Source organism: Chelatococcus albus (assembly GCF_030067675.1).
GTDB lineage: Bacteria > Pseudomonadota > Alphaproteobacteria > Rhizobiales > Beijerinckiaceae > Chelatococcus_A > Chelatococcus_A albus.
In genome coordinates, this window is record NZ_JASJEV010000002.1 from 105,712 (window position 1) to 127,938 (window position 22,227).

Below are 22,227 nucleotides of genomic sequence, written 5' to 3' on the forward strand. Positions count from 1 at the left end.
ACCGCGCCAGACACGCGTCGACCCTAGGCAGGCGCCCTGAAAGAAGGGTTAACCAAGATGCACGAGCGCGGGCGGCAAGGGCGCCCCGCCTCTCGCCGCGCCAGTGCGAGCCTTGTCGCGTGGGCCGGCCGGCGGCAATGTGGGAACAGGCCGGCCAAGCCGTGAGGGACGGGCCCCGGCGGGGGGGGGGGAGCTCAACCACCATGTCACTCGTCCGTCTCTACGCCCGCGTGCTCGCGCAGCTTGGTCCGGAGGCGCGTATCGGCCTCCTGCTCGCGCTCGCCAATCTCGCGCTGGCGGGGGCGCAGTTTGCCGAGCCCGTGCTCTTCGGCCGCATCGTCGACCTGCTCGCCCGGGCGCAGGGCACCGGCGGACGCCCCGATCTCGGCCGGCTCGCCCAGCTCGGCACGGCCTGGGTGGCCTTCGGTCTCTTCACCATCGCCATGGGAGTGCTCGTGGCGCTCCATGCCGATCGCCTGTCGCACCGTCGCCGTCTCGCGGTCATGGCCGGCTATTTCGAGCATGTCCTCACGCTGCCCCTGTCCTTCCATGTCAGCGTGCATTCCGGGCGCGTCCTCAAGGTGATGCTCGAGGGCACCAACGGCATGGCCGGGCTGTGGCTGTCCTTCTTCAGGGAGCATTGCGCCGCCATCGTCGCGCTCGTCGTGATCCTGCCGCTGTCGCTCGTGCTGAACTGGCGGCTCGGCGCGCTGCTCGTCGTCCTCCTCGCCGTCTTCGCGGTTCTGACCACGCTCGTGCTGCGCAAGACGGAGACATTGCAGGGGAGCGTGGAGCAGTATCACAGCCTGCTTGCCGAACGGGCCTCCGACGCTCTCGGCAACGTGCCGGTGATCCAGAGCTTCACGCGCATCGATGCCGAGGCGCGGGCGCTGCGCGCCACGATCGACACGCTACTGATGGCGCAGACGCCCGTGCTCTCCTGGTGGGCCGTCGCCACGGTGGCCACGCGGGCCTCGGCGACGCTGACCGTGCTCGCGATCTTCCTCCTCGGGACCTGGCTCAACCTGCAGGGGCTCGCCAGCGTCGGCGACATCGTCATGTTCATGAGCCTCGCCACCATGCTCATCGGCCGGCTCGAGCAGGTGGTCGGCTTCGTCAACGTGCTCTTCCTGCAGGCGCCGAAGATCCGCGAATTCTTCGGCATCCTCGACACCGTGCCGGCGGTTTCCGACAAGCCCGGGGCAAGGACGCTCGGGCAGGTCGCCGGCGAGGTCGTCTTCGACGACGTGAGCTTTTCCTACGACGGCAAGCGTTCGGCCGTGGCGGAGGTCTCCTTCCGCGTGGCGCCCGGCGAGACGGTGGCGCTCGTCGGGGCAACCGGATCGGGCAAGTCGACGACGCTTGCGCTCCTCCACCGGGTGTTCGATCCCCAGTCCGGCCGCATCCTCGTCGACGGCACCGACATCCGCGACGTGACGCTCGCCTCGCTGCGCCACACCATCGGCGTGGTCTTCCAGGAGCCGATGCTCTTCGCCCGTTCGATCGCGGAGAACCTGCAGGTCGGCAAGCCGGACGCGACCGAGGCGGAGATGCACGCGGCGCTGGGGCGGGCGCAGGCGGCGGGTTTCATCGCGCGACAGCCGGAGGGCATCCACACCGTCGTCGGCGAGCGCGGCCGTGCGCTGTCCGGGGGCGAGCGCCAGCGCCTGTCGATCGCGCGGGCGCTTCTCAAGAACCCGCCCATCCTCATCCTCGACGAGGCGACGAGCGCCCTCGACGCGGCGACCGAGGCCAAGCTCCAGAAGGCCCTCGACGAGGTGATGCAGGGGCGCACCACCTTCGTCATCGCGCACCGCCTGGCCACGATCCGCAATGCCGACCGCATCCTCGTCTTCGACCAGGGGCGGATCGTCGAGACGGGGACCTTTGCGGAACTCATGGCCAAGGGCGGCTATTTCGCCGAACTGGCGCGGGCGCAGTTCCTGGCGCAGGAGGCGGGCGCCGAGGCCGCGCTGCCCGAAGGCGCCGGCCTCGCCGAGACGTGACGCCATGCGCGCCGGCCCCCTCCGGCGTCACGCCGCAGGCTTCTTGCGCGCCTCCACCGGCGTGATGCGGAGCACGGTGATGCGGTTGCGCGACTTGCGCAGGACGCGGAAGCGGAAGCCGTGGAAGGTGAAGGCCTGGCCGGCCTCCGGAATCGTCCGCGCCTCATGGATGACGAGGCCGGCGATGGTCGTCGCCTCCTCGTCCGGCAGGTGCCAGTCCATGAAGCGGTTGAGGTCGCGAATCGGCACCGACCCGTCGACGTTGACCGAGCCGTCCGGCTGCGGGCGCACGCCCTGCAGGGCGACGTCGTGCTCGTCCTTGATGTCGCCGACGATCTCCTCGAGGATGTCTTCGAGCGTCACGAGGCCCATCACCTCGCCGTATTCGTCGACCACCAGCGCGAAGTGGGTCTTCCTGGCAAGGAAGGCCCTGAGCTGGTCGGCGAGCGAGGTGGTATCCGGCACGAACCACGCCTCGAGGGCGATCTTCTCCACGTCGAGGCGCGCGGCGTCGCCGCCGGCCGCGTCGAGCGCCCGCAGCAGGTCCTTGGCGTGCAGCACGCCGACGATGTTCTCCGGCGTGCCGCGCCACAGGGGCAGGCGCGTGTAGGGCGAGGCGAGCACCTCGCGCACGAGCTCGTCAGGCGCCAGATCCGCGTTGATCGTCCGCATCTTGGTGCGGTGGATCATGACGTCGGACACCTCGAGCTCCTTCAGGTCGAGGAGGCCGCCGAGCATGTCGCGGTCGGCCTTCACCACGCCGCCCTCGCGGTGCAGGAGGTCGACGGCGCCGCGCAACTCGTCATGGGCGGAGAGCACGTTCTGGCCCTCGCCCAGCCGCATGCCGAAGAGGCGCAGGATGCCGCGCACGAGCGCCTCGACGGCGATCGTCGCCGGGCCGAGCAGGGCCACCACCCAGCCGACCGGCCGCGCCACCGAGAGCGCCACCCGGTCGGGGTGATTGATGGCGATCGTCTTCGGCAGGACCTCCGAGAAGATGATGACGACGACCGAGACCACGATCGTCGCATAGGCGATGCCGGCATTGCCGAAGATCGCGAGCAGCACGCCCGTCGTCAGGGAGGCGGCGGCGGTGTTGGCGAGGTTGTTGCCGATGAGGATGCCGCCGATCAGGCGTTCGCGGCTCGCCAGCAGGCGGTTGACGCGCTTCGCGCCGTCATCGCCCGCCTTTTCCAGGGCATGCATGCGCGCGCGCGAGGAGGCGGTGAGCGCCGTCTCGCTGCCGGAGAAGAAGAACGAGGCGACGAGGCAGGCGAGGACCGCCGCGAGCGAGAGCCAGAGGTCGAGCGTCATCGGCCGGGATCGTCAGCAAGCTCCGCGACGAGGAAATCGTGGACGGCGGCGGCGGCGATGCCGCGCGCGACGAAGCTCCGGCCGATGCCGCGGGCGAGAATGAAGGTCAGCTCGCCGCGCCGAACCTTCTTGTCCTGCGCCATGGCGTCGAGGAGGCTCGCGGCGGTGCCGACGCCCCCGGGCACGTCGGCGAGGCGTGTCGGCAGGCCGACGGCCTCGAGATGACGGGCGACACGCAGCGCGTCCTGCCCGGGGCAGAGCCCGAGCCGCTGCGAGAAGCGGAAGGCGAGCGCCATGCCGATGGCGACGCCCTCGCCGTGTACGAGGCGCGCGCCATCGTAAGCCACGGCGCGCTCCAGCGCATGGCCGAAGGTGTGGCCGAGGTTGAGGAGGGCACGGTCGCCGTCCTCACGCTCGTCGCGGGCGACGACGGCGGCCTTGGCGGCGCAGCTCTTCGCCACCGCGTGGTCGCGCTCCGGTCCGGCGCCGAAGATGCGCGTGCCGTTCGCCTCGCACCAGCCGAAGAAGTCGGCGTCGTCGATGAGGCCGTACTTGACCACCTCGGCATAGCCGGCGCGGAACTCCCGGGGGCTCAGCGTATCGAGGAGGGCCGTGTCCGCGACGACGAGGCTCGGCTGGTGGAAGGCGCCGACGAGATTCTTGCCGTGGGGCGAGTTGATGCCCGTCTTGCCGCCGACGGAGGAATCGACCTGGGCGAGGAGCGTGGTCGGCACCTGGACGAAGCGCACGCCCCGGCGCACGACGGCCGCGGCGAAGCCGGCGAGATCGCCGACGACGCCGCCGCCGAGCGCGACGACGAGGTCGCCGCGCTCCACCTTCGCCGCGAGCAGCGCGTCGCAGATCTCGGCGAAACGGGTGTAGGACTTCGAGCTCTCGCCGGGCGGCACGGTGATGCGCGCCGTGCGCAGGCCCGCGCCGGCGAGCGCCGCCTCGAGGGAAGCTGCGTGCAGGGCACCTACCGTCGTGTCGGTGACGACCGCGGCGGTTCCGCCCGGCGCGAGCGCCGCGATACGTGCCGCCGCCGCCGCCATGATGTCGCGACCGATCAGGATGTCGTAGGAGCGCTCTCCGAGGCCGACGCGCACGATGCGCGGGGGCGCGGCAGCCGGCGGCCTGTCGGCGGTGGCGGAAATCTCCATCATTCCCGTCATTGCGCGGCCTCCGCCCTCCCCGCGAGATGGCGGGAGAGGCAATCGAGAATGTCCTCGACGACGGCCTCGTGCGGCACGTCGCGCGAGAGGATGACGAGGTCGGCCAGCGCGTAGACCGGATAGCGCTCGTCCATCAGCCGGCGCATGGTGGCCTCGGGGTCTGGGGTGGAAAGGAGCGGCCGGTTCTGGCGCTTGCGCACGCGGCGCATCAGCACGTCGAGCTCGGCCTTGAGCCAGATGCAGACGCCACGTTCGGCGATGCGCCGGCGCGTCTCCTCGTTCATGTAGGCGCCGCCGCCGGTGGCGAGCACCTGCGGCCCCTCGCCGAGGAGGCGGGCGACCACCCGGCGCTCGCCGTCGCGGAAATGCGCCTCGCCGTGGGCGGCGAAGATGTCGGGGATGCTCATGCCGGCGGCGCGCTCGATCTCGACGTCGGCGTCGAGGAAGGGCAGGCCGAGGCGTTGGGCGAGGCGGCGCCCCACGGAGCTCTTGCCCGCGCCCATGAGCCCGACCAGGACGATCGAGCGCGCGCCGAGGCGCTCGCGGATCGCCGCGATCCTGGGATCGTCGCGGGTCGGCGCCGGGCTCACGGTCTCTGCCACGTCTGCTTCAGCCAAATCCGTCGCCACCAAATCCGCCGCCGTCAAGTACGCTGCCGTCAAGTCTGCCGCCGGTCGGGCGCCCGCGGTCCGATGCGCCGGAGCCCCTGGCGCTTCACTATCACGGAGATCGCCAGGGTGCCATTGTGGCCGCTTGCCTTCGGCCGCCGGCTGGCCGACAAGGAGACAAGCCCCGCGAGCCCGATAGTCCCGTGCCGACGCTCTTTCGCTTCCTCGTCATCATCGGCCTTGTCGCCGGCGCCGTCTATGCCGCGATGTTCGCGCTCGCGACCTTCGTCGAGCCCGAGCCGCGCGAGATCACGGTGACGCTGCCGGCCTCGCGGCTCGGCGGCAAGTGAGCGGCGCGGGTGGCGATGCGCGCGCGCGCCCATCTCGACCTTTTCCTGGAAATGCTCGCGGCCGAGCGCGGGGCAGCGCGCAACACGCTTGCCGCCTACGAGCGCGACCTCGACGACTATCTCGCCTTCCTCGCCGGGGAGGGGACGGACGCGCTGGGCGCCGACGCGGCGGCGGTGCGCGCCTATCTCGCCGATGTGCATACGCGCGGGCTCAAGGCCTCCTCCGCGGCACGGCGGCTCTCGGCCATCCGCCAGTTCCACAAGTTCCTCTACGCCGAGGGCCATCGGGGCGAGGACCCGACGGCCGCCATCGCCGGACCGAGGCAGGGTCGTCCGCTGCCCAAGGTACTGTCGGTCGCCGAGGTCGACCGGCTGCTGGCGGTGGCGCACGAAGGGATCGACGATGCGGAGCGCCCGCTCGGCGCGCGCCTGCGTGCGGCGCGTCTTGCCTGCCTGCTCGAGCTCCTCTACGCCACCGGCCTGCGCGTGTCGGAGCTCGTCGCCCTGCCGCGCGCGGCGGCGCGCGCCAGGGAACGCTTCCTCACCGTGCGCGGCAAGGGCGGCAAGGAGCGGCTCGTGCCGCTGACGGAGGCGGCGCGCCAGGCGGCGCGCGCCTATCTCGAACTCGCCGAGGCGGCCGGTGGGCGGCGTGGCGCGGGCGGCCAGACGGGTGCGGCGAGCCCCTGGCTCTTCCCCGCCGACAGCGCGAGCGGCCACCTGACGCGGCAGGCCTTCGCGCGCGACCTCAAGGAGGCGGCGGTCGCCGCCGGCATCGCGCCCGACAGGGTGAGCCCGCACGTGCTGCGCCACGCCTTCGCGAGCCATCTCCTGCAGAACGGCGCCGATCTGCGCATCGTGCAGGAGCTGCTCGGCCACGCCGATATCGCGACGACGCAGATCTACACTCACGTGCTCGACGAGCGCCTGAAGGCCATGGTGCGCGACCTGCATCCGCTCGCCGAGGACGAGTGAGCGGCGGGGCGGATATCGCCGGGGCAGCCCTCGAGCGGGATGGAGAGTGATGCACATGCAGTGGCGGGCAATGCGGGAAGGGGACCTGGGACAGGTGGACGCCATTGCTCGCGCGGTCCATCTCGCTCATCCCGAGCGTCCGGAGGTCTTCGCCGAGCGGCTCGCCCTCCTCCCCGCCGGCTGCCATGTGCTCGAGGAGGCGGGCGGGGCGCTTGCGGGCTATGTCCTGAGCCATCCCTGGCGCGACCGCGCGCCGCCGGCGCTCGACAGCCTCATCGGTGGCTTGCCCGTGCCGCCCGCGACCTTCTACCTGCATGATCTCGCCATCCTGCCTGAGGCGCGCGGCGGCGGGGCGGGCGGGCGCATCGTGGCGCGGCTTGCGGAAATCGCGGCCGGGCTCGGCCTGCCGACGCTCTCGCTCGTGGCGGTCAACGCCTCCGTACCCTTCTGGCAGCGGCAGGGCTTTGCCGTCGCCGAGGAGCCGGCGCTCGCGGCGAAGCTCGCGAGCTACGGCGCCGACGCCCGCTTCATGACGCGGGCGCTGGTGGCATGAAGGCGGCCGCCGCCCGCGCTCAGGCTTCGCGGCGGCCGCGCGCCGGTTCGGGCGTCCGCTCGAGCGAGCGCTCGACCACCTTGACGATGCCCGCCATCACGGCGTCAAGGGCGTAGTCCTTCGGCGTGTAGACAGCGGCAACGCCGATGTTGCGCAGGACGAGTTCGTCCTCGGGCGGGATGATGCCGCCGACGACGACGGGGATGTGGCCGAGCCCCTCCGATCTGAGGCGCGCCATGACCTCGCGCACCAGCGGCACGTGCGAGCCGGAGAGGATGGAGAGGCCGATGACGTGGGCCTCCGTCGCGCGCGCCTTGGCGACGATCTCGCCGGGCGTCTGGCGGATGCCGTCGTAGGTCACGTCCATGCCGACATCGCGGGCGCGCAGCGCCACCTGCTCGGCGCCGTTGGAATGGCCGTCGAGGCCCGGCTTGCCGACGACGAGGCGCGGCGCGGCGCCGAGCCTGTCGGCGAGGTCGGCGACGAGGAGACGGACCTCGCGGTCGGCCTCGGGCGAGCGCGTCTCCACCGAGACCCCGGTCGGCGCCCGATACTCGCCGAAGATGGCGCGCAGCGTCTCGCCCCACTCGCCGGTGGTGACGCCTGCCTTGGCGCAGCGGATGGAGGGCTCCATGATGTTGCGGCCCTCGCGGGCGGCGGCCGCGAGGTCGGCGAGCGCGGACTCGACGGCGGCCGTGTCGCGCTGGCGGCGCCAGGCGCGCACCTTGGCGGCGGCCTCGATCTCCACCGTCTCCGGCACGGTCAGGATGGCGCCTTCGCCGGCGAGCAGGGGCGAGGGCTCGCTCTCCGTCCAGCGGTTGACGCCGACGACGACGAGCTCGCCCGCCTCGATCGCGGCGAGCCGCGCGGCATTCGATTCGACGAGGGCACGCTTGAGATAGCCGGCCTCCACTGCCGCGACGGCGCCCCCGAGCGCCTCGATGCGGTCGAGTTCGGCGCGGGCGGCGGCCTTGAGCTCCTCGACCTTCGCCTCGACGACGCGGCTGCCATCGAAGATGTCGTCGTAGTCGAGCAGGTCTGTTTCGAAAGCCATGATCTGCTGCATGCGCAGCGACCATTGCTGGTCCCAGGAGCGCGGCAGGCCGAGCGCCTCGTTCCAGGCCGGCAGCTGCACGGCGCGCGCCCGGGCCTTCCTGGAGAGCACCACGGCCAGCATCTCGATGAGGATGCGGTAGACGTTGTTCTCCGGCTGCGGCTCGGTGAGCCCCAGCGAATTCACCTGAACGCCATAGCGGAAGAGGCGCTTCTTGGAGTCGGCGATGCCGTAGCGATCGCGCGTCATCTCCTCCCACAGCTCGGCGAAGGCGCGCATCTTGCATAGCTCGGTGATGAAGCGCATGCCGGCGTTGACGAAGAAGGAGATGCGGCCGACGACCTCGGCGAAGGTTTCCTCATCCACCTCGCCGGACGTGAGCACCGTGTCGAGCACGGCGCGGGCGGTGGCGAGCGCGAAGGAGAGCTCCTGCACCGGCGTCGCCCCGGCCTCCTGCAGGTGGTAGGAGCAGACGTTCATCGGGTTCCAGCGTGGCACTTGGCGCGTCGTGAACAGGATGACGTCCTTGGTGAGACGCAAGGACGGAGCCGGCGGAAAGACATAGGTGCCGCGCGACAGATATTCCTTGATGATGTCGTTCTGCGTCGTGCCGGTCAGTTGCTCGCGCGGGGCGCCCTGCTCGTCGGCTACCGCGATGTAGAGCGCAAGCAGCCACGCGGCCGTCGCGTTGATGGTCATCGAGGTGTTCATCTGCGCGAGCGGGATGCCGTCGAAGAGCGCCCGCATGTCGCCGATATGGGCGATGGACACGCCGACCTTGCCGACCTCGCCGCGCGCGAGCTCGTGATCGGGGTCGTAGCCCGTCTGCGTCGGCAGGTCGAAGGCCACCGACAGGCCTGTCTGGCCCTTGGCGAGGTTGGAGCGGTAGAGCTTGTTCGATTCCGCCGCGGTCGAATGGCCCGCATAGGTGCGGAAGATCCAGGGCTTGTCGCGCTCCCTCGCCCGCGGTTCCGGCGTCATCGGCGTTCCCCCGTTGCTTGTCTCATGTTGCGGTGCAGCATCGGCCGGGCGAAACCATCCTACCTCTTGCGGTGATCCGGGATCACGCCGGCTGCCGGCAATTCCTCGATTGTCGAGCTTAGGCGCTTCCGCTGCGGCGCAATATCATCCATTCTATCAATGGCGCGGCGCAACAACGATCTCGATAATCCCGCGCCGCAGGACGTGATCACGGGTCGAGGACGGGCCCGGCCACGGCACGAGGAGGGGACGAGCCATGACAGCCTTGCGCCAAACCAAGGCGGACGCGCCAAAGGATCTCTACGCGATCGGCGAGATCCCGCCGCTGGGGCACGTGCCGGAGAAGATGCACGTCTGGGCCATCCGCAAGGAGCGGCACGGCCCGCCTGAGACGTCGATGCAGCTCGAGGTGGTGCCGACCTGGCGGATCGGCGACGACGAGGTGCTCGTCCTCGTGATGGCGGCGGGCGTCAACTACAACGGCGTGTGGGCGGCGCTGGGCGAGCCGATTTCGGTTCTCGACGTGCACAAGAACCCGTTCCACGTGGCCGGCTCCGATGCGGCGGGCATCGTCTGGGCCGTCGGCTCCAAGGTGAAGCGCTGGAAGGTGGGCGACGAGGTCGTCGTCCACTGCAACCAGGACGACGGTGACGACGAGGAGTGCAACGGCGGCGATCCGATGTTCTCGCCCTCGCAGCGCATCTGGGGCTATGAGACGCCGGACGGCTCTTTCGGCCAGTTCTGCCGGGTGCAGTCGCGCCAGCTCATGCCGCGGCCGAAGCACCTCACCTGGGAGGAGAGCGCCTGCTACACGCTCACCCTGGCAACGGCCTACCGCATGCTCTTCGGCCATCCGCCGCACGCGATCCGGCCGGGGGACAACGTGCTGGTGTGGGGCGCCTCGGGGGGCCTCGGCGTCTTTGGTGTGCAGCTCTGCGCGGCTGCCGGCGCCAATGCCATCGGCATCATCTCGGACGAGACGAAGCGCGACTACGTGCTCGGCCTCGGGGCCAAGGGCGTCATCAACCGCAAGGAGTTCTCCTGCTGGGGGCAACTGCCCAAGGTCAATTCGCCGGAATACGCCGCCTGGCAGACGGAGGCGCGCAAGTTCGGCAAGGCGATCTGGGACATCACCGGCAAGAAGGACGTCGACATCGTCTTCGAGCATCCGGGCGAGCAGACCTTCCCCGTCTCGACCCTCGTGGTGAAGCGCGGCGGCATGGTCGTCTTCTGTGCGGGCACGACGGGCTTCAACCTCACCTTCGACGCCCGCTACGTGTGGATGCGCCAGAAGCGGATCCAGGGATCGCATTTCGCGCATCTGAAGCAGGCCTCCGCCGCCAACCAGTTCGTCGTCGACCGGCGGATCGACCCGTGCATGAGCGAGGTGTTCCCGTGGGACAAGATTCCGCTTGCCCACATGAAGATGTGGAAGAACCTGCACGCGCCCGGCAACATGGCGGTGCTCGTCAACGCACCGCGCGCGGGCCTGCGCACCTTCGACGACGTGCTGGAGGCCTCCTCACGCTGAGTTCTGTTCCTTCAGGTCGAGGATCGCCGCGTTGAGCTCGCCGCCGAAGAGGAAGATCGCGGCGAGCATGTAGAGGAAGACGAGCGTGACCATGCCTGAGGCGAGCCCGGCATAGGTTGTGACGTAGTTGCGGGCGAAGCCGTCGAGGTAGAGGCCGAAGGCGGCGCCGCCGACGAGCCAGAGCACGAGCGTGGCGATGATGCCCGGCAGCACGCCGGCGAGCGTGCGCCGGCCGCCCGGGAGCCACAGATGGGCGATGGCCAGCGCCACCGCGATGACCGCCGTGGCGATGATGAAGCGCGCCGCGACGATCACCGCCTGCAGCGGCGCCAACGCCGGGATGAACCCGACGGCTGCCCGCCACAGGAGCGGACCAAGGACGACAAGGGCGGCGAAGACCATGAGGACCAGGACCCCGTTCAGGACATAGCCGACGGATTCGAGCCGGGTCAGCCACCAGGGTCGCCAGTCATAGACCTGATAGGCGCGGTTGAGGCCGATGCGCAGGGATTCGACGCCGTTCGAGCAGAAATAGACGGCGAGCAGGGCACCGAGGGTCAGGAGGTCGCGCCGCTCGACCGTGAGCACGGTATGGATCTCGCGCGCCAGTGGTGCCGCCACACCGTCCGGCCAGGTGTCGAGGATGAGCCTCGCCACCTCGTCGGCGAGATCGCCGGAGCCGAGTGAACCGGCGACGGCCGCGACGAGGATGAGGAAGGGAAAGAGCGACATCAGCGCGGACAGCGCGATATGGCTCGCGATGGCCCAGCCGTCGTGCTCGAGGAAGCGCCGGAAGGTCAGGTCGGTCAGGCGCATGAGACGCATGGTGCCGGTCACGCGGGTCTCCGGTGGCTGCGGTCGCCTTGCGACGAGATGACCCCGGGTGCGCGCCCGACGCAAGGGTCCGCTACGAAAGCGCGGGTTGTCGGAGGTGGGCGGCCGTGGTCATGTCCGGCGCCTCCCGGACTACGCAGATGCCGCCCTCACATCCTTCCACGCTGGAGCGCGTCGCGCCGCCGCTCTTCGTCGTCATCTGGGCGACCGGCTTCATCGTGGCGCGCCTCGTCGCGCCGCACGCGGAACCGCTGACCTTCCTCACCACGCGCTACGTGCTCACGATTCTCGTTCTCGGCGGCGCGGCGCTCGCCCTGCGTGCGCCCTGGCCGTGCACGGCGCGGGGCTGGCGCAACGGGCTCGTGGCCGGGATGCTGCTGCACGGCGCCTATCTCGGCGGCGTGTTCTGGTCGGTGCGCCACGGTCTGCCGGCCGGGATTTCGGCGCTCATCGCCGGCATGCAGCCGCTCATGACGGCCGTGCTCTCCGGCCCGCTGCTCGGCGAGCCGGTCAGCGGGCGACGCTGGCTCGGCATAGGCATGGGCTTTGCCGGCGTCGTGCTCGTGCTCGCGCCGAAGCTCGGCGCGGTCGGCGGCCTGCCGCCGCTCGCGCTCGCTGTCTGTTTCGGCGCCATGGTCTCGATCACCCTCGGCACGATCTGGCAGAAGCGCACCGCCGCGGGCGTCGACCTGCGCACCAATGCGGTGGTCCAGTTCCTTGGCGCGCTCCTCGTCACGCTGCCGGTGGCCGCCCTCCTCGAGGAGGGCCGCGTCGACGGATCGGCCGACTTCTGGATCGGCCTCCTGTGGGCCGTCTTCGGCCTGTCGATCGGCGGCATCTCCCTGCTGCTCATGCTGATCCGCCGCGGCGCCGTGGCGGGCGTCGCCTCGCTCCTTTACCTCGTGCCACCGGTCTCGGCGGTCATGGCCTTTTTCCTCTTCGGCGAGAGCCTCACGGCAGTCCAGATCCTCGGCATGGCGCTCGCCGCGGTGGGCGTCGCCGTCGCGAGCCGCGCGTAAGGGGCGGTTATGCCCGCTGCGGCCCGAGCGGCAGCACGGGATCGAAGCGCGCCATATCCTCGAAGAGGCAGAAATCGGGGGCGGGCAGCACGATCTCGGGCAGTGCCTCGGCGAGCGCCGCGCCGAAGCGGGCATGATCGGCGCGAATCGCGGCCTCGGCTTCGGGTGCCGGCCAGCGCACCAGGTAGCTGAGCGTGACGTGGAAGGCGTAGGCGTCGTGCCCGGCGTGGCGCAGCCCCAGGCGTTCGGAGAGCCGGTCGCGGAAACTGCGCAGGCGGCTCTCCTCCTTCTCGTCCCAAGGGAGGAGCCGCACCGAGGAGGCGCGGGTGTCCATCGAGGCGAGGCGGCTGACGCGCATGCGGATGGCGTCCGGTGCCTCGACGCCGGTGAGGCGCTCGCGAAACCGTTCGGTCACCTCGGCGAGGGAGGCGTCCACCAGATCGGCCGGCCAATGCCCCGGGGCACGCACCGCCTCGCAGACGCCTTCAAATACCGTCATGTGGAAGCTCGACGGCGGCAGGAAGGCGAAGTGAGACGCCCAGGGTGCACGGGCCAGCGCGCGCTGCGCCGCGACGAGCGGCGCGAGCGCCGGGTTGTCCGCCCCGATGGCGCAGATGACGGTGTTGCCGGGGTAACGGCGGAACGAGCCGTCGGCGTCGAACTTGGGGCCGACCGGCGCAGGTGGCCGGCTGCGCGCATGAAGGGCCATGACGGCGTCCTCTCCTCCCGCTTGACGGTCTCATGGGGCGCATCATGAAGACAGTTCTTCGAAAGGTGGATTGTCGCGCTCGCGAGGCTGGGTCATGCTGCAACGCAACAAAGGCCGCCGCCAACGACCGCCGCTGAAGAGGAAATCGCCCATGATCGCGCCCGCCGCCTCCGACTTCCTTGCCGAGCTCGACGTGCTCGCCCTCGGGCGGGAGGCGGGCCTCGCCCTCGACGGGCTCGTCAGGCGGGCGACGGAGGAGGTCCGGGCCGCGGTGAAGCGGGATGGGCGCGTGTCGAACGCGCTCGTCGAGCGCGAGCAGCATGCCGCGCATGGGCTTGCTTGGCTCGCGACCTACGTGACCGCCCTGCGCGAACTCGTCGCCTGGGGCGAGCGGCTGCGCGCCGAGGGCCGGTTCGGCGAGACGGAAGAACTCATTCTGCGCATCGGCCTTGGCGAATATCTGTCACAGGTCTTCGGCGGCATCCCCATGAGCCAGGGTGAGTTCGTGCGCCCGCACGAGCTCGGGCTCGGCGCCCGCGACGTCGCCGCGGCGCGCGTTCCCGCCATCGAGGCGCTGATCGCCCGCGGCAACACGCCGGAGCACCGCGCCCGCCTCGTCGCGCTGATGCGCGAGCGCCAGGGCGGCGGAAACGTGGGAGACACAGGGCTCGACGACACGCTCGAGGCGATCCGCAGCGAGATGCGCCGCTTCGCCGAGGCGGAGGTGGTGCCTCATGCGCACGAGTGGCACCGCGCCAATGCCTACATTCCGCTCGCCATCATCGCCCATATGGCGGAGCTTGGCGTCTTCGGCCTGACCATTCCCGAGGACTATGGCGGCATGGGCCTGTCGAAGGTGTCCATGTGCGTCGTTTCCGAGGAGCTGTCGCGCGGCTATATCGGCGTCGGCTCCCTCGGCACCCGCTCGGAGATCGCGGCCGAGCTCATCCTCGGTGGCGGCACGGAGGCGCAGAAGGCGCATTTCCTGCCGAAGATCGCGAGCGGCGAGATCCTGCCGACGGCGGTGTTCACGGAACCGAACACCGGCTCCGACCTCGCCTCGCTGAAGACGCGGGCCGTGCGCGAGGGCGAGACCTATCGGGTCTACGGCAGCAAGACCTGGATCACCCATCCCGTGCGTGCCGACCTCATGACCATGCTGGTGCGCACCAACCCGGAGGAGCCCGGCCACCGCGGCCTCTCCATCCTGCTCGCCGAGAAGCCGCGTGGCACGGACGAGGATCCCTTCCCGGTCGCGGGTCTCACGGGCGGCGAGATCGAGGTCCTCGGCTATCGCGGCATGAAGGAATACGAGCTCGCCTTCGACGGCTTTTCCGTGCCGGCGGCAAACCTCCTCGGCGGTGTCGAGGGGCAGGGCTTCAAGCAGCTCATGCAGACCTTCGAATCCGCCCGCATCCAGACGGCTGCGCGCGCCGTGGGGGTGGCGCAGTCGGCGTTCGAGCTCGGCCTGCGCTACGCCGAGGAGCGCGTGCAGTTCGGCAAGAGCCTCGTCCACTTCCCGCGCGTGGCGGACAAGCTCGCCATGATGGCGGTGGAGATCATGATCGCCCGCCAGCTCACCTATTTCGCCGGCCGGGCCAAGGACGAGGGCAAGCGCTGCGACCTCGAGGCCGGCATGGCGAAGCTGCTCGCCGCTCGCGTCGCCTGGGCAGCGGCGGACAATGCGCTGCAGATCCACGGCGGCAACGGCTTCGCGCTCGAATATCCGGTGTCGCGCGTGCTCTGCGACGCGCGCATCCTGTCGATCTTCGAGGGTGCGGCCGAGATCCAGGCCCAGGTCATCGCGCGCCGGCTCATCGAAGGCGCCGACTGAGCGCCCGGCATCGGCCGGATCTGCGCCCGCCCGCCGCCCGGCTCACGCCGGCCGCAGGTCGGCGAGCACGGCGGCGCGTTCCTCCGCCGCGGTGGCGAGGAGATGGACGTGCAGCTCCTCGGCGCCGAGGCCGCGCATGAGGCCGAACCAGGAGGTGTCGTAGCCGCCGGAGCAGAGGGCACCGCTCTCGCGCAGGCCGAGGATGTGGCGGCGGCCGTCCGCGTCGCGGCGCACGGCGATGAGCACCGCGTCCGCATGGGCCGCCTCCGTCGCCTCCGCCAGCGGATAGACGGAAACCACGTAGCGCCGGCCGGAGCGGCCGCGCCAGGCGTGCAGCACGACTGACGAGCACTGCGGCTGCGGGATCGCCAGCGGCTCGTCGCGCACGCCCTGCGCCGCCTTCGTGTCGGGTCTCCCGGCCCGAGCCCGCTGTTGTCCGACCGCTGTGTTGAGAACCACCACAGTGCCCATGACAGCCTCGCGTTCCTCTTTTGTTCGAGAACAAAATGAGAACATGTGCTGTGTGCTGTCAAGGGGCGCGGCCGGCCGCGTGCGCTGGCTTGCCCGGCGGGTGGTCAGGGGGAGCGCGGGCGGGCGGGCGCGGCCGGGCGCTCGTCGGCGAGGCCGAGCTCGGCGCGGCCCTCCGCGAGCAGGCGGTCGGAGCTCTCCTCGATGCGCCGCTCGACTTCGGCCAGCATCTCCTGGCGGCGCAGGCCGGGCGGCAGGGGCGGCAGGAACTCGACGCGAATGGTGCCGGGGCGGCGCAGGAACTTGCGGCGCGGCCAGTAGAGGCCGGAGTTCAGCGCGACCGGCAGGCAGGGCACACCGAGGCTCGTGTAGAGATGCGCGATGCCCGCCTTGTAGGCGGGCGGCGCCCCCGGCGGCCGGCGCGTGCCCTCGGGGAAGATGACGATCTGGCGGCCGTGGCGGGCCTCCTTCCTGGCCTTGGCCAGCATGGCCGCGAGCGCGGCCGCGCCGCCGCTGCGGTCGACCGGCACCATGTCGGCCTTCCAGGCAAGCCATCCGAAGAACGGGATGAAGGTCAGCTCGCGCTTCAGGATGAAGGCCGGGTCGTCGAACATGGTGAGGAGCGCGAAGGTCTCCCACATCGACTGGTGCTTGCAGGCGACGAGGCAACCGCCCGGCGGCAGGTTCTCCAGGCCGCGGTATTCGACCGTCGTGCCGGCGACGACGCGCAGCAGCCACAGCGCCGAGCGGGCCCAGGCGCGGGCGATGCGCATGATGGCGCGGCGCGGCATGAGGAGGCTCGGCAGGGCGCCGATCATCCACACGATGAGATTGGCGTAGAAGAGGAGGTTGAAGAGGGCGGAGCGCAGGACGAGCATGAACGGGGTCGGGCAGGTCTCGTCGGGGTCGGACGGGACTGCGCCCTGCGGCACGGCCCCGATCGGCTGATGGCCATGGGTTCGGGTTGCGGGTGTCCGCCGGCCGCGAGGCCCGACCATCGGTCTCGGCCCGATCCACTAGAGCATTTCGCGCGCCGGTGGAATGCGTCCGGCCCGCAACGGGATTCTCATTTCAGCGAATGAGCGCGCGTTGCGAAGGCGGCGAAGCGCGAATGCTCCGGGTCACCCTCGAAGCGCGTGCGCAGGATGGCGACGACGTATTTGACATATTCGAGGAAGAGCAGGCGTGCCGTGGCGAAATCGCGCCACCAGCGCTCGGTGCTCGTCTGTTCGGTGACGACGGCATAGGGCACGAGCCGGATCGTCGGCAGGGCATGGCCGAGTTCCACCAGCGTGCGCGGCATGTGGTAGTTGGAGGTTACCACGGTGAGTGAACGGAAGCCGTGGAGGAGCGACCAGCGGCGCGTCTCGATGGCGTTGCCGAGCGTGTTGCGCGCCCGGTAGTCGAGGTCGACACAGCAGTCGACGAGACGCCGCAGGTCCGGGTTGGCGAGGGCGATCTGCTCGCGGGTCGTGCGCTCGTTCACGCCGGTGATGAGCAAGCGCCGGCCCCATCCGCGGGCGAGCAGGTCGGCGGCGTCGCCGATGCGTTGCGATCCGCCCGTGAGCGCCACGATCCCGTCGGTGACGACCGTCGGACGGCTCTCGTAGCGGTCGAGGCCGTGCACGAAGGCGAGAAAGCCCGCCGCCATGCCGAGCACGATCAGGCAAGCCGCCGCGACGGCCAGGCGCCCGACGGCTCGTCCGATCGGGACGCGCCGCGTTTCCGCCCGAGGGGCCTGCGAGCCGTTCACCATCCCCGGCTCATCGATGGATGCGAAGAGGGCCGGCACATCGCGCCTTGCGAACATGTCCAGCTCTCCTGCACCGGCAGGATAAGGCCGATTGCGGCATTGGGTGGGCAGGGCTGTGCGGTCACGGGTTCCCCTGCCGGCTCACGTGAGCCGCCTGAGATGCCGCGCCACGGTCATGCGCGACACGGCAGCGGTCACGCCGGCGACGATGGCCGCGATGGCGACGACGGCGGCATAGCCGCGCCAGCCGATTTCGAAGGCGCCGAACAGCGCCTCGAGCTGGTCGCCGCCGGGGCTCGCGCGCCAGGAGGCGGACACGGCGCCGGTCGCGATGATGAAGAGGAGCGCTGCCGCCCCGCCGATGGCACCGCCCCTGAGCCCGAGCTTGAGGAACCGCGCTTGGAATTCGCGTGCGATGAACCGGTCGTCGGCGCCCACGAAATGCAGCACCTCCAGGATCTCGCGGTTGCCCGCCACCGCTGCGCGCGTGGCGAAGGCGATGGCGAGCGCCGCCGCCGTCAGCACCAGGCCGACGATGACGAGCGCCACGACGACGACTGTGCCCGCCATGGCCGCGAGGCGCGCGATCCACAGGCGGTGGTCGTCGAGGCTCGCGGTCGGCACGGCCTCGGCGAGCGCCCTCTTCAGGGCGGCCGTGTCGGGCTCCTCGCCCTGCCTGAGCTGCACGACGACGAGGCGCGGCACCGGCAGTTCGACAAGATCGAGCCCGGTGCCGAGCCAGGGCTCGAGCAGACGCTCGGCCTCCGCCTTGGAATAGACCTTCACCTCGGCGACACGCGGGTCGGCGCGCGCGATCTCGGCGGCGCGCGCCACGTCGGCCTCGACGTCGCGCTGGGGTGTCGGCCGCACCTGGATCGTCACCTCACGCGAGATCGCCGAGCGCCATTCGCTGGAGGCCCCGGCAACGAGCTCGGCGGCGCCTGCGGCGAGCGCGGCGAGGAAGGTCAGGATGGCGATGACCGTCACGAGCGCCCGGCCGGCGGTCGATTCGGCCGGCACGAGCGGGGCGTTGCGCTTCAGCGTGTCGGGCAGGGGACCGGCATCGGCCTCGAGAGCCGCCTGTGCGGCCTCGGGCTCGCGGGGGGCGTGACTGTCTGCGGCGAAGGTCAAGGCCGCCTCATTCGTAGATGTGCAGGCGCCCCTCGCCGAGGACGAGGCGGCGGGCGTCCACCTGGTCCATCAGGGCGAGGTCGTGAGTCGCGATGACGACCGATGTGCCGAGCCGGTTGAGCTCGATGAAGAGGCGCAGCAGGCGCCGAGCCAGGCTCGGATCGACATTGCCCGTCGGCTCGTCGGCGAGCAGCAGCTCGGGGCGGACGATGAGCGCCCGCGCAATGGCGGCGCGCTGCTTCTCGCCGCCGGAGAGGACGGGCGGCAGCACGTGCATGCGTTCACCGAGGCCCACCCAGCGCAGGAGCTCCACTACCTCGGCGCGGTAGCTCGCCTCTTCCTTGCCCTGCACGCGCAGGGGCAACGCCACGTTCTCGTAGGTGGTGAGATGGTCGAGCAGGCGGAAATCCTGGAAGACGACGCCCATCCGCCGGCGCAAGCCGGTGAGCGCCGGTCCGGCGATGCGCGAGACGTCCTCGCCGAAGATGCTGATGAGCCCCCGCGTCGGCTTCAGCGACAGGAGGATGAGGCGCAGGAGCGTGGTCTTGCCCGCTCCCGAAGGCCCGGTGAGGAACTGGAAGGAGCGCGGCTCGATCGTGAAGCTCAGATCGCGCAGGACCTCCGGCCCCATCCCGTAACGCAGCCCGACATTGTCGAAGCGGACCACACCTTCCTCCCCGAACCAAGCGGCCTTCACCCTTCGGTCGCCCTGCTCGCCGCGACCCGACGGAGCGGCGCCCTCGTCCGCTGCCCTCCGCTCACGCCCAATAAATCAGAGCGGGCCGGGACGCCAAACCGGCGGCCCCTCCGCGCGATCCCGGGCGGCGGCGCAAGCCGCTCCCGCGACCTCGGCCGGCCGCCCCATCGTCACGTCTCATCCCGCATCGTTGCATGCCCTGCGTGCGAACCGGTATCCACTTCGCCCGGAAAAGCTTCTATCGGATGGGGTCATCGCGGAGCCTGCCTGATTCGTCATGCTCATTGTCTGCCCATCCTGCGCCAGCAGCTACACGATCGATGCCGAACACCTCGCGCCGGCCGGCCGCGTCGTACGCTGCGCCGCCTGCCGCAGGGAGTGGTTCGTGGAGCCCGACGGCTCGGTGGGAGGCTTCCCCGCGGAAATGGCGGCATCGGGGCCGGGGGCTGCGCCGTCCCCGCAATCCACCGCTGCCGCGCTGTCGCGCGGGCGGCGCGATGCGAGAAGCGGGGAGCGCGCCGGCCGGCCGGCAGCGCCCGCCCGTCTCGCCCGTGCCGGCGCACCGCTCGCGCTCGCCGGCTTCCTTGCCGTCTTCGCCGCGCTCGTCATTGGCCGCGAGACCGTCGTGCGGCACCTGCCCGAGACGGCGGCGCTCTATGCGCGGGTGGGCCTGCCGGTCAATCTGAGGGGGCTCGCTTTCCGCAACGTCCGTTCCGAGACCGTGGTGGAGGGGCGTGAGGGCGTCCTCGTCGTCGAGGGCGAGGTGGAGAACGTGGCGCGCCGCACCGTCGCGGTGCCGGACATCGCCGTCGTCGTGCGCTCGCCCCAGGGGCAGCCCCTCTACACCTGGACGAGCCGGCCGCCGCGCGCTGCGCTCGCGCCCGGCGAGCGGCTCGTCTTCCGCACGCGGCTCGCCGCTCCGCCCGAGGAAGGGCGCGACGTGCTCGTGCGTTTCGCTGCGGGCGACGATCGCCTTGCAGAAGCCGCATCTGCCCTTTAAGCGCGAGGGGGAGCGGCCGGCGGGGCTCTTGCCGCCGCCCTTCCCATCACGAGGCGTCCATGACTCAAGGCCAACGCATCCGCGTTCTGTACGACGAGACGGCGATCGCGCGCCGCAATGCCGAGATGGCCGATGCCATCGCGCAGGCGAAGCCGCACAACCTGCTCGTCGTCGCGGTGCTGAAGGGCAGCTTCATGTTCGCGGCCGACCTCATCCGCGCCCTGCACCGGGTCGGCATGAAGCCGCAAGTCGAGTTCGTGCATCTGTCGAGCTATCGCGAGGCGACGGTGTCGTCGGGCCAGGTCGAGATCCTGCGCGACGTGCAGAGCGACGTGCGCGACCGCGACGTGCTGCTCGTCGACGACATTCTCGAGTCGGGCCGTACCCTCGCCTTCGCCAAGGACCTGCTCATGGCGCGCGGGGCGCGGCGCGTGATGTGCGCCGTGCTCCTCGAGAAGCCCGGCAAGCGCGCCGTGCAGATCGAGGCCGATTTCGTCGGTTTCGAATGCCCGGATCTCTTCGTCATCGGCTACGGCATGGACGTCGCCCATTCCTACCGCGAACTGCCCTTCGTCGGCGTGGTCGAGACCGAGGCCGAGGGGGCACGGGCGGCAGGGGCGTGAGGCCATGGCGCGCATTCTGCTCGTCGACGACGAGGAGGGCGTCCGCGGCTTCCTCAAGCGCGGGCTGGAGATCGACGGCCACGAAGTGGTGACGGCGAGCGACGGCGGCGACGGGCTCGATCGCCTCGTCGCCGAGGCCGGGCGCTTCGACCTCATGCTCACCGATGTGCGCATGCCGATCATGGACGGGATCGCGCTGGCCCTCTCGGCCAAGCGCGACTATCCCGACCTCGTCATCCTGCTGATGACCGGCTTCGCCGACCAGCGCGAGCGCGCCAAGGGGCTCGACGCCATCGTGGCGGACGTGCTGACGAAGCCCTTCTCCCTCGCCGACCTGCGCGCCACCGTGGCGCGCGTCCTCGCCTGAACGGACGCCGTGGGCCGTCGGCTCCCACCGGCGCCATGCCGCCATCGGAAGCTGACGCCACCGGAGATCGGTCCATGAGCGACGCCGCCCCACCCCGCTGGTCCCGCCGCACCCTGGCCGCCCAGGCCATGGGGTGCATCGATCCGGTCACGAAGGCGATCGTGCCGCCGATCCACGTCGCCACGACCTACATCCGCGACGAGGACAACGCCTATCGCTCCGGCTTCGTCTATGGCCGCCCCGACAACGCCACCGTGCGGGAGGCGGAAGAGGTTCTCGCCATGCTCGAGGGCGGCCCTGCGGCGCTCCTCTTCGGCTCCGGCATGGCGGCGGCGACGGCGGTGTTCCAGGCGCTCGATCCCGGCGACCACGTCGTCGCGTCCAAGGTGATGTACTGGGCGCTGCGCAACTGGCTCACCGGTGAGGCGACGCGCTGGGGGCTCAGCGTCAGCCTCGCCGAGACGGACGATCTCGATGCCCTGCGCCGCGCGATCGAGCCGGGCAGAACCAAGCTCGTGTGGATCGAGACACCGTCGAACCCGCTGTGGACCGTCACCGACATCGCCGCCGCGGCGGAGATCGCCCATGCGGCGGGGGCGCGGCTCGCGGTCGATTCGACCACGGCCTCGCCCATCCACACGCAGCCGCTGTCGCTCGGCGCCGACATCGTCATGCACGCCGCGACCAAGGTGCTCAACGGCCATTCGGACGTGGTCGCGGGAGCGCTCGTCACCGCGAGCGAGGACGACGTCTGGGCGCGCATCACCGCCATCCGCCGCCAGCAGGGGGCCATCCTCGGCCCCTTCGAGGCCTATCTCCTCCTGCGCGGCATGCGCACGCTGCCGCTCAGGGTCGCGGCGCAGTCGGCCTCGGCACTCGCACTCGCCGGGCGCCTCGACGGCCATCCGGCTGTGGCGGCCGCGCTGTATCCCGGCCTGCCGCGCCATCCCGGCCACGCGGTGGCGGCGCGGCAGATGCGCGACGGCTTCGGCTACATGCTGTCGATCCGGGTCGCGGGTGGCGAACAGACGGCGATCGCGACCGCGGCCCGCGTCGGCCTGTGGAAGCGCGCGACCTCCCTCGGCGGCGTCGAGAGCCTCATCGAGCATCGTGCCTCGATCGAGGGGCCGGGCTCGCCCTGCCCCCCCGATCTCCTGCGGCTGTCGGTCGGCATCGAGGATCCGGACGACCTCTACGCTGATCTCGACGCGGCGCTGCGGGCCGCGGCCCGGTAGCTCGGGCGGCCGGGGC

At 70.9% G+C, this 22,227-nt stretch carries 22 protein-coding genes; 11 read left to right on the forward strand and 11 right to left on the reverse strand.

Going from position 1 to position 22,227, the window contains the following annotated elements; genetic code table 11:
- The first annotated feature begins 203 nt into the window (after positions 1-203).
- Complete coding sequence (locus QNA08_RS04085) at positions 204-2,006, forward strand: glucan ABC transporter ATP-binding protein/ permease (protein WP_283739416.1); 1,803 nt, start codon at positions 204-206, stop codon at positions 2,004-2,006.
- Positions 2,007-2,033: 27 nt separating this feature from the next.
- Here the strand turns inward: QNA08_RS04085 and QNA08_RS04090 are convergent, their stop codons facing one another.
- Genes QNA08_RS04090 through QNA08_RS04100 form a run of 3 tightly spaced genes read right to left on the reverse strand, consistent with a single transcriptional unit; the run spans position 2,034 to position 5,094 of the window.
- Positions 2,034-3,320 carry an HlyC/CorC family transporter gene (locus tag QNA08_RS04090; protein WP_283739417.1) on the reverse strand — a complete coding sequence of 429 codons (1,287 nt, stop codon included), beginning with the start codon at positions 3,318-3,320 and terminating at the stop codon, positions 2,034-2,036.
- Positions 3,317-4,492 (reverse strand): 3-dehydroquinate synthase, encoded by a 1,176-nt coding sequence (aroB, locus tag QNA08_RS04095; RefSeq protein WP_283739418.1) that lies wholly within the window; start codon positions 4,490-4,492, stop codon positions 3,317-3,319. Before aroB ends, QNA08_RS04090 begins: the two co-directional genes overlap by 4 nt.
- Positions 4,489-5,094: a shikimate kinase gene (locus tag QNA08_RS04100; protein ID WP_422679852.1), complete on the reverse strand. Its 606-nt coding sequence runs from the start codon at positions 5,092-5,094 to the stop codon at positions 4,489-4,491. The genes aroB and QNA08_RS04100 overlap by 4 nt, the downstream gene beginning before the upstream one ends.
- 209 nt (positions 5,095-5,303) lie before the next feature.
- On the opposite strand from QNA08_RS04100, the gene QNA08_RS04105 reads away from it, so the two are divergent.
- From QNA08_RS04105 to QNA08_RS04115, 3 genes are all read left to right on the forward strand, one after another.
- The gene (locus QNA08_RS04105) at positions 5,304-5,450 is read left to right on the forward strand and encodes a histidine kinase (RefSeq protein WP_283739419.1); all 147 of its coding nucleotides are present in this window, start codon (positions 5,304-5,306) and stop codon (positions 5,448-5,450) included.
- A gap of 15 nt (positions 5,451-5,465) precedes the next feature.
- On the forward strand, positions 5,466-6,422 hold the full coding sequence (gene xerD, locus QNA08_RS04110; protein WP_283739694.1) for a site-specific tyrosine recombinase XerD: 957 nt from the start codon (positions 5,466-5,468) through the stop codon (positions 6,420-6,422).
- Between the two features lie 94 nt (positions 6,423-6,516).
- The gene (locus tag QNA08_RS04115) at positions 6,517-6,975 is read left to right on the forward strand and encodes a GNAT family N-acetyltransferase (protein ID WP_422679853.1); all 459 of its coding nucleotides are present in this window, start codon (positions 6,517-6,519) and stop codon (positions 6,973-6,975) included.
- 19 nt (positions 6,976-6,994) lie between these two features.
- Here the strand turns inward: QNA08_RS04115 and QNA08_RS04120 are convergent, their stop codons facing one another.
- On the reverse strand, positions 6,995-9,010 hold the full coding sequence (locus QNA08_RS04120; RefSeq protein ID WP_422679854.1) for a protein meaA: 2,016 nt from the start codon (positions 9,008-9,010) through the stop codon (positions 6,995-6,997).
- Between the two features lie 256 nt (positions 9,011-9,266).
- Here QNA08_RS04120 and ccrA point away from each other — a divergent pair, with 256 nt between their 5' ends.
- Entirely contained in the window at positions 9,267-10,541 is a 1,275-nt protein-coding gene (ccrA, locus tag QNA08_RS04125; protein WP_283739421.1) for a crotonyl-CoA carboxylase/reductase, read from the forward strand.
- Here the strand turns inward: ccrA and QNA08_RS04130 are convergent.
- A complete protein-coding gene (locus QNA08_RS04130; protein WP_340321548.1) occupies positions 10,533-11,378 on the reverse strand; it encodes a YihY/virulence factor BrkB family protein in 846 nt (281 codons plus the stop codon). The two genes, ccrA and QNA08_RS04130, sit on opposite strands and share 9 nt — an antisense overlap.
- A gap of 137 nt (positions 11,379-11,515) precedes the next feature.
- Between QNA08_RS04130 and QNA08_RS04135 the strand changes: the two genes are divergently transcribed.
- Positions 11,516-12,394: a DMT family transporter gene (locus tag QNA08_RS04135; protein WP_283739422.1), complete on the forward strand. Its 879-nt coding sequence runs from the start codon at positions 11,516-11,518 to the stop codon at positions 12,392-12,394.
- A 7-nt stretch (positions 12,395-12,401) separates the two neighbouring features.
- Here QNA08_RS04135 and QNA08_RS04140 read toward each other — a convergent pair whose 3' ends face one another.
- Positions 12,402-13,103 (reverse strand): DUF1868 domain-containing protein, encoded by a 702-nt coding sequence (locus tag QNA08_RS04140; RefSeq protein WP_283739423.1) that lies wholly within the window; start codon positions 13,101-13,103, stop codon positions 12,402-12,404.
- Between the two features lie 151 nt (positions 13,104-13,254).
- On the opposite strand from QNA08_RS04140, the gene QNA08_RS04145 reads away from it, so the two are divergent.
- Positions 13,255-14,937, forward strand: a complete 1,683-nt coding sequence (locus QNA08_RS04145) for an acyl-CoA dehydrogenase family protein (RefSeq protein WP_283739424.1) — start codon at positions 13,255-13,257, stop codon at positions 14,935-14,937.
- A gap of 42 nt (positions 14,938-14,979) precedes the next feature.
- Here the strand turns inward: QNA08_RS04145 and QNA08_RS04150 are convergent, their stop codons facing one another.
- The 5 genes from QNA08_RS04150 to ftsE form a co-directional block, all read right to left on the reverse strand.
- A complete protein-coding gene (locus QNA08_RS04150) occupies positions 14,980-15,408 on the reverse strand; it encodes a hypothetical protein (protein WP_283739425.1) in 429 nt (142 codons plus the stop codon).
- Positions 15,409-15,512: 104 nt separating this feature from the next.
- Positions 15,513-16,283, reverse strand: a complete 771-nt coding sequence (locus QNA08_RS04155; protein ID WP_283739697.1) for a lysophospholipid acyltransferase family protein — start codon at positions 16,281-16,283, stop codon at positions 15,513-15,515.
- A gap of 188 nt (positions 16,284-16,471) precedes the next feature.
- Entirely contained in the window at positions 16,472-17,215 is a 744-nt protein-coding gene (locus QNA08_RS04160; RefSeq protein ID WP_283739426.1) for a YdcF family protein, read from the reverse strand.
- 84 nt (positions 17,216-17,299) lie between these two features.
- A complete protein-coding gene (locus QNA08_RS04165; RefSeq protein WP_422679855.1) occupies positions 17,300-18,289 on the reverse strand; it encodes a cell division protein FtsX in 990 nt (329 codons plus the stop codon).
- Between the two features lie 7 nt (positions 18,290-18,296).
- Positions 18,297-18,920: a cell division ATP-binding protein FtsE gene (ftsE, locus tag QNA08_RS04170; RefSeq protein ID WP_283739699.1), complete on the reverse strand. Its 624-nt coding sequence runs from the start codon at positions 18,918-18,920 to the stop codon at positions 18,297-18,299.
- 343 nt (positions 18,921-19,263) lie between these two features.
- Here ftsE and QNA08_RS04175 point away from each other — a divergent pair, with 343 nt between their 5' ends.
- The 4 genes from QNA08_RS04175 (at position 19,264) to QNA08_RS04190 (ending at position 22,211) form a co-directional block, all read left to right on the forward strand.
- The gene (locus tag QNA08_RS04175) at positions 19,264-19,986 is read left to right on the forward strand and encodes a zinc-ribbon domain-containing protein (RefSeq protein ID WP_283739427.1); all 723 of its coding nucleotides are present in this window, start codon (positions 19,264-19,266) and stop codon (positions 19,984-19,986) included.
- Positions 19,987-20,045: 59 nt separating this feature from the next.
- A complete protein-coding gene (gene hpt, locus QNA08_RS04180) occupies positions 20,046-20,609 on the forward strand; it encodes a hypoxanthine phosphoribosyltransferase (protein WP_283739428.1) in 564 nt (187 codons plus the stop codon).
- 4 nt (positions 20,610-20,613) lie between these two features.
- Complete coding sequence (locus tag QNA08_RS04185; protein WP_283739429.1) at positions 20,614-20,976, forward strand: response regulator; 363 nt, start codon at positions 20,614-20,616, stop codon at positions 20,974-20,976.
- 74 nt (positions 20,977-21,050) lie between these two features.
- Positions 21,051-22,211: a trans-sulfuration enzyme family protein gene (locus QNA08_RS04190; RefSeq protein WP_283739430.1), complete on the forward strand. Its 1,161-nt coding sequence runs from the start codon at positions 21,051-21,053 to the stop codon at positions 22,209-22,211.
- The last annotated feature ends 16 nt before the right edge of the window (positions 22,212-22,227 follow it).